Origin of the sequence: Undibacterium sp. Di24W, from assembly GCF_049340325.1 — a bacterium.
In the GTDB taxonomy this organism is placed as follows: Bacteria; Pseudomonadota; Gammaproteobacteria; order Burkholderiales; family Burkholderiaceae_D; genus Undibacterium.
In genome coordinates, this window is the sequence record NZ_JBMPOP010000012.1 from 64,949 (window position 1) to 70,948 (window position 6,000).

7 protein-coding genes are annotated in these 6,000 nt (G+C 44.6%); 5 read left to right on the forward strand and 2 right to left on the reverse strand.

Going from position 1 to position 6,000, the window contains the following annotated elements; genetic code table 11:
* Window positions 1–346 precede the first annotated feature (346 nt).
* The 3 genes from ACO0KZ_RS19935 to ilvC all read left to right on the forward strand — a co-directional run bounded on the left by ACO0KZ_RS19935 (window position 347) and on the right by ilvC (window position 3,807).
* The gene (locus ACO0KZ_RS19935) at window positions 347–2,134 is read left to right on the forward strand and encodes an acetolactate synthase 3 catalytic subunit (RefSeq protein ID WP_422998483.1); all 1,788 of its coding nucleotides are present in this window, start codon (window positions 347–349) and stop codon (window positions 2,132–2,134) included.
* On the forward strand, window positions 2,134–2,625 hold the full coding sequence (gene ilvN / locus ACO0KZ_RS19940; protein ID WP_186889435.1) for an acetolactate synthase small subunit: 492 nt from the start codon (window positions 2,134–2,136) through the stop codon (window positions 2,623–2,625). The genes ACO0KZ_RS19935 and ilvN overlap by 1 nt, the downstream gene beginning before the upstream one ends.
* A gap of 165 nt (window positions 2,626–2,790) precedes the next feature.
* A complete protein-coding gene (ilvC, locus tag ACO0KZ_RS19945; protein ID WP_315484736.1) occupies window positions 2,791–3,807 on the forward strand; it encodes a ketol-acid reductoisomerase in 1,017 nt (338 codons plus the stop codon).
* 222 nt (window positions 3,808–4,029) lie between these two features.
* On the opposite strand, the gene ACO0KZ_RS19950 is transcribed toward ilvC, so the two are convergent.
* Window positions 4,030–4,884, reverse strand: a complete 855-nt coding sequence (locus ACO0KZ_RS19950; RefSeq protein WP_422998486.1) for an AAA family ATPase — start codon at window positions 4,882–4,884, stop codon at window positions 4,030–4,032.
* A gap of 276 nt (window positions 4,885–5,160) precedes the next feature.
* Between ACO0KZ_RS19950 and ACO0KZ_RS19955 the strand changes: the two genes are divergently transcribed.
* Window positions 5,161–5,493 carry a c-type cytochrome gene (locus ACO0KZ_RS19955; protein ID WP_422998488.1) on the forward strand — a complete coding sequence of 111 codons (333 nt, stop codon included), beginning with the start codon at window positions 5,161–5,163 and terminating at the stop codon, window positions 5,491–5,493.
* A 10-nt stretch (window positions 5,494–5,503) separates the two neighbouring features.
* Entirely contained in the window at window positions 5,504–5,860 is a 357-nt protein-coding gene (locus ACO0KZ_RS19960) for a c-type cytochrome (RefSeq protein ID WP_422998490.1), read from the forward strand.
* A gap of 40 nt (window positions 5,861–5,900) precedes the next feature.
* Here ACO0KZ_RS19960 and ACO0KZ_RS19965 read toward each other — a convergent pair.
* Window positions 5,901–6,000 (reverse strand): integrase core domain-containing protein (locus tag ACO0KZ_RS19965; RefSeq protein WP_186942982.1); only part of this gene is annotated, 100 nt, incomplete at its 5' end.

Sequence of the window (6,000 nt, forward strand, 5' to 3'; positions counted from 1 at the left end):
TGACCAAATTGTTGCATCGCAGTAGTGTAGAGGCTCGCTCCAAAATCTCGGAGTACCAACACTTGTTTGATCTGGCTCACAATGCCTCTGTCAGCAAGTCACTATCAGTAAATTGTTAGTAGCAGTTTGTTCTAACCCATGCCACAAGCGTGAGAAATTCGTTATTTCTTAGCCTTACCCTGACCGCACGAGTCGCCATTAAGCTTTGCCTGGAATATTATCCAACGGATAGTAGAAGGGGGAAGTGACCGCACAAAAAGGAACGTCAGTTGACCGCTTTTGAAGTTTGAATTTCGTCAGGAAAGAGCATCCGATCAATCTCCAATGGACCTTGAAAGGAAATAAAATGAGTTCAGAACGACCGTCCGATCGTCAATCGGATCGCGGAGCCGAGAAGAGTCTCGACCGCAATAATGACCGCCACACGGAGTACACAGGCGCAGAAATTCTCGTTAAGTGTCTCGCAGAGGAAGGCGTTGAGCATGTATTCGGATATCCGGGTGGTGCCGTCCTTTATATTTACGATGCGATTTTCAATCAAAGTAAATTCCAACATATCCTAGTTCGTCACGAGCAAGCCGCGATTCATGCTGCGGATGCCTATTCTCGTTCATCGAATAAAATCGGTGTCGCGCTAGTGACTTCTGGCCCGGGTGTAACGAATGCCGTGACCGGGCTCGCAACAGCCTACATGGATTCTATTCCCATGATCGTCATTTCAGGACAAGTACCTAGCCATGCAATTGGTGAGGATGCGTTCCAGGAGTGTGACACCGTGGGTATTACTCGTCCTTGTGTGAAGCACAATTTCTTGGTAAAAGATGTGCGTGATTTGGCGGACACTGTGAAGAAGGCTTTCTTCATCGCGACTACAGGTCGTCCAGGTCCTGTCTTGATTGATATTCCTAAAGATATCAGTAATCACAAAACCACTTATCACTATCCAAAAGAAATTGAAATGCGCTCTTATCGCCCAGTCGATAAAGGACATTCAGGTCAAATTCGTAAAGCAGTTCAATTGCTTTTGCAGGCTGAGCGCCCAATGATTTACACCGGTGGTGGTGTGATTCTGGCAAACGCTGCACCGGAATTGAATAAATTAGTTGATCAATTGGGTTTTCCAGTTACTAATACCTTAATGGGGCTTGGCGGCTACCGTGCGGCTGATGATAAATTTGTTGGCATGCCAGGTATGCATGGGACTTATGAAGCCAATATGGCAATGCAGCACTGTGACGTGTTGATTGCGATTGGCGCGCGTTTTGATGATCGCGTGATTGGTAATCCTAAGCATTTTGCATCCCACCCGCGCAAGATTATTCACGTGGATATCGATCCTTCATCGATTTCTAAGCGCGTCAAAGTGGATATTCCCATCGTCGGTAACGTGAAAGATGTATTGGTTGAGATGCTCTCGCAATTAGCAACATCAGATGCTAAACCAAATGCTAAACCTTTAACCGACTGGTGGAAGCAAATTAATAAGTGGCGCGAGCAAGATTGTCTCGGTTATACAGATTCTTCCGAGATTATCAAACCACAATCGATAATTCAAAAAGTATGTGAAATTACTAAGGGCGATGCATTTGTAACGTCTGACGTTGGTCAACACCAAATGTGGGCGGCACAGTACTACAAATTTAATCAACCACGTCGTTGGATTAATTCCGGTGGTCTCGGCACCATGGGTGTGGGCTTACCGTACGCGATGGGCGTACAGATGGCTAATCCTGATGCCACAGTTGCCTGTATTACTGGTGAGGCGTCAATTCAGATGTGTATCCAAGAACTCGCCACATGCAAGCAATACCATCTGACACCTAAAATTATTTTGCTGAACAACCGTGCACTTGGCATGGTACGTCAATGGCAGCAAATTGATTATGCTGGTCGCTATTCTGAATCCTATATGGACTCTTTGCCTGACTTCACTAAGTTGGTTGAAGCCTATGGTCATGTTGGTATGAAAATCGAAAATCCTGCCGATGTGGACGGTGCTTTGCAAGAAGCATTCGCCATGAAAGATAAATTGGTTTTCATGAATTTCATTACAGATCAAGACGAAAAAGTGTGGCCTATGGTGAAAGCCGGTAAAGGTCTGACTGAAATGTTGCTTGGTTCGGAGGATTTGTAATGCGACATATTATTTCCGTATTGCTCGAAAACGAAGCGGGCGCTTTATCACGTGTAGTCGGTTTATTCTCAGCACGTGGTTATAACATCGAAACTCTGACGGTAGCTCCAACCGAAGACGCTACGCTTTCACGTATGACCATCGTCACTACTGGTTCTGATGATGTGATTGAGCAAATCACGAAACATCTGAATCGCCTAATTGAAGTGGTCAAGGTTGTCGACTTAACCGAGGGCGCCCATATCGAACGTGAGCTCATGCTCATCAAGGTACGTGCTGTCGGCAAGGAGCGTGAAGAAATGAAACGTACCGCGGATATTTTCCGTGGTCGCATCATCGACGTGACTGAAAAAAGCTACACCATAGAATTGACCGGTAATAAAGGGAAACTCGATGCCTTCATCGACTCCATAGAACGTACCGCGATTCTAGAAACAGTTCGTACCGGTGGCTCTGGTATTGGCCGTGGTGAACGCATACTCAAAGTGTAATCAGATTTAGCAGAAGAAGTAAAACCGCGAAGGCGCAGAGGATACAGAGAATTGCAAGATTCTCCCTCCGTGCTCTCGGTGTCTCTGCGGTCTAGGTTATCGCTTGAATTTTGACTCAAGCAAGCATTTTCAATTTCGAATTATTTAAATTTATAGGACATCAAAATGAAAGTTTTTTACGATAAAGATTGCGATCTCTCTTTGATCAAAGGCAAAAAAGTAGCCATCATCGGTTACGGTTCACAAGGCCATGCACATGCGTTGAATATGAGTGAATCTGGCTGTCAGATCACGGTCGCATTGCGTAAAGGTGGCGCTTCTTGGGATAAGGCAAAGAATGCTGGTTTGCAAGTCGCTGAAGTGAATGATGCGGTGAAAGAAGCCGACGTCATCATGATCCTGTTGCCAGATGAAAATATCGCTCAGGTTTACAACGAAAATGTCGCACCGCATGCAAAACAAGGTGCCGTTTTGGCATTCGCACACGGTTTCAACGTGCATTACGGTCAAGTCGTTCCACGTGCCGATATGGACGTCATCATGATCGCACCAAAGGCACCTGGTCACACTGTACGTGCTACGTACACCCAAGGTGGCGGTGTGCCGCATTTGATCGCTGTGTATCAAGATAAATCTGGCTCGGCTCGTGATATCGCATTGTCTTACGCAATGGCAAATGGCGGCGGTCGTGCTGGCATCATCGAAACCAACTTCCGTGAAGAAACTGAAACGGATTTGTTCGGCGAACAAGCTGTTTTGTGTGGTGGTGCGGTGGAATTGATCAAAGCTGGTTTTGAAACTTTGGTTGAAGGCGGTTATGCGCCAGAAATGGCCTATTTCGAATGTTTGCACGAGCTGAAATTGATCGTCGATTTGATCTATGAAGGCGGTATCGCTAACATGAATTACTCGATTTCGAACAATGCGGAATACGGTGAATACGTGACAGGTCCACGCATCGTCACAGATGAAACAAAACAAGCGATGCGCCAATGTTTGAAAGATATTCAGACTGGCGAATACGCGAAGAGCTTTATCTTGGAAAATAAAGCTGGCGCGCCAACTTTGATTTCTCGTCGTCGTTTGAATTCTGAGCATCAAATTGAACAGGTGGGCGCAAAATTGCGTGCGATGATGCCTTGGATTGCTAAGAACAAGATGGTTGATCAGTCAAAGAACTGACTATTGATTTTATCGAGGCATCATTCAGCACACGCAAGTATGCGTGCGCCGCTCGAAGACTAAAAGTCACCCGCAGGGGTGACTTTTTTTACGCCTTCAAGTGCACTTGGATTGCAAAAAACCAGATGGTTGATCAGTCAAAGAACTAATCAGTATGATTGATAATTAATGCAAAAAAAGCCGTCGAAAATGACGGCGTTTTTAACAATTGAAATTTTGATCCTAACGATGATTACGAGACATCATTATTAGTCGTTCAAATAAATGCACATCTTGTTCGTTCTTTAAAAGTGCTCCGTGCATTGGCGGGATCGTACTTTTGTTCTCTTTCGAGCTCAGAGCTTCCGCAGGAATATTTTCTGCCAAAAGTAACTTTAGCCAATCAATGAGTTCAGAGGTAGATGGCTTCTTCTTGAGGCCATTGACTTCACGTAATTGATAAAATGCTTCCAATGCATTGGCTAATAAGTCGACTTTTAAGTTAGGGAAGTGTACATTGACAATCGCTTGCATAGTTTCTTTGTTGGGAAATTTAATGTAGTGGAAGAAGCAGCGACGTAAAAATGCGTCAGGTAATTCTTTTTCATTATTTGACGTGATGATGACCAATGGTCGATGCTTTGTGCGCACCATTTCTCGCGTTTCATAGACATAAAATTCCATGCGATCCAACTCGCGTAACAAATCATTCGGAAATTCGATGTCGGCTTTGTCGATTTCATCAATAAGTAAAACGACGGGCTCATCTGCATTGAATGCTTGCCACAAAACCCCCTTGACGATGTAGTTGTGAATGTCTTTGACGCGTTCATCGCCCAACTGCGAGTCACGCAGGCGTGAAACAGCGTCGTATTCATACAGGCCTTGTTGTGCCTTGGTAGTCGATTTGATGTGCCACTGTAGTAGCGGCATGTTCAATGCTGTCGCAACTTCTTCGGCTAGCATAGTTTTACCTGTGCCAGGCTCGCCTTTAATTAATAAAGGGCGTTGTAGAGTCAGGGCAGCATTGACCGCGAGTTTTAAGTCATCGGTGGCGACATAATTGTCCGCACCGTTAAAGCGAAGAGTATTTTTCATTGAGGTCAATTGGTGTTGTGGCATTTGGAAAGATTTAACCACGAGTATAAACAAAAAAACTCGTCGGGAAGTTGTGCTTGACTATTCTGGTGTCAAGCCTCGAATCACGAAAATTGTAGAATTGTGTTTGCATATGACTTAGGGAAAACCCTTAAGAACCGCAATTTGTGTCTGAAAAGCACATGAAATTTGCGCAAAATTAATGGTTATCGGCTAAAATGCTGACTTCGATCAAATCGCTGTTTTGATTTTCCTGATTATTTTCTCTCAGCTAATATGAAAAAATTATTTGCTCTACTTGCCTTAGCGAGCGTCGCACAGGTTGCTGTGTCGGCTGAAGTCGTTGGTAACGCGAAAGCCGCAGAAAACAAAGTGGCGATGTGTATTGGTTGCCACGCCATTCCAGGTTATAAAGCGACTTTCCCTGAAGTGTATCAAGTACCTATGATAGGTGGGCAGTCTGCTAAGTACATTGAGAATGCATTGAAAGCCTACCGTAAAGGCGATCGCAAGCATCCATCGATGCGCGGCATTGCAGGTAGCCTGAGCGATCAGGATATTGCTGATTTGGCTGCTTACTACTCACAACAAAACGCACAACAAAAATAAGCTGAGGATAATGATGAAAAAAATCGCTTTAGTCGTTTCAGTTGCTTCTGCGCTGACATTCTCTGCTGGTGCATTTGCCGCCGGTAATATCGATGCAGGTAAGGTCGCTGCAACAAAATTTAACTGTGCGTCTTGCCATGGCCCGAATTACAATGATCCAATTGATCCTAGTTATCCAAAATTAGCGGGTCAACATAAGGATTATCTGGTTCAGGCGCTGAAGTCCTATCAACGTGGTGCTGTTGGTCTTGCTGGTCGCAGCAATGCGATCATGGAAGCTCAGGCAAAAGCCTTGAACAATGCGGATATTGAAAATATTGCCGCTTACTTGAATAGTTTGCCAGGTGGTTTGGTTTTGAAGAAATAAGTTCTGATTATCTGTGTCTAGTCCTAAAATAAGTTGGCAACTAAAAGTGTTGCAAACACGCCCGATGAACCTCATTGGGCGTTTTGTTTTTGAGACTCGAGTGTGGTCGTTCGTTGTTATAAATTTGAATGGATTGTGCG

Excerpts from the sequence above, each read along its gene's own strand:
- ACO0KZ_RS19960 (WP_422998490.1), top strand. The coding sequence starts at position 5,504 with ATGATGAAAAAAATCGCTTTAGTCGTTTCAGTTGCTTCTGCGCTGACA.
- ACO0KZ_RS19955 (WP_422998488.1), top strand. The coding sequence starts at position 5,161 with ATGAAAAAATTATTTGCTCTACTTGCCTTAGCGAGCGTCGCACAGGTT.
- ACO0KZ_RS19950 (WP_422998486.1), bottom strand. The coding sequence starts at position 4,884 with ATGAAAAATACTCTTCGCTTTAACGGTGCGGACAATTATGTCGCCACC.
- ilvN (WP_186889435.1), top strand. The coding sequence starts at position 2,134 with ATGCGACATATTATTTCCGTATTGCTCGAAAACGAAGCGGGCGCTTTA.
- ilvC (WP_315484736.1), top strand. The coding sequence starts at position 2,791 with ATGAAAGTTTTTTACGATAAAGATTGCGATCTCTCTTTGATCAAAGGC.
- ACO0KZ_RS19935 (WP_422998483.1), top strand. The coding sequence starts at position 347 with ATGAGTTCAGAACGACCGTCCGATCGTCAATCGGATCGCGGAGCCGAG.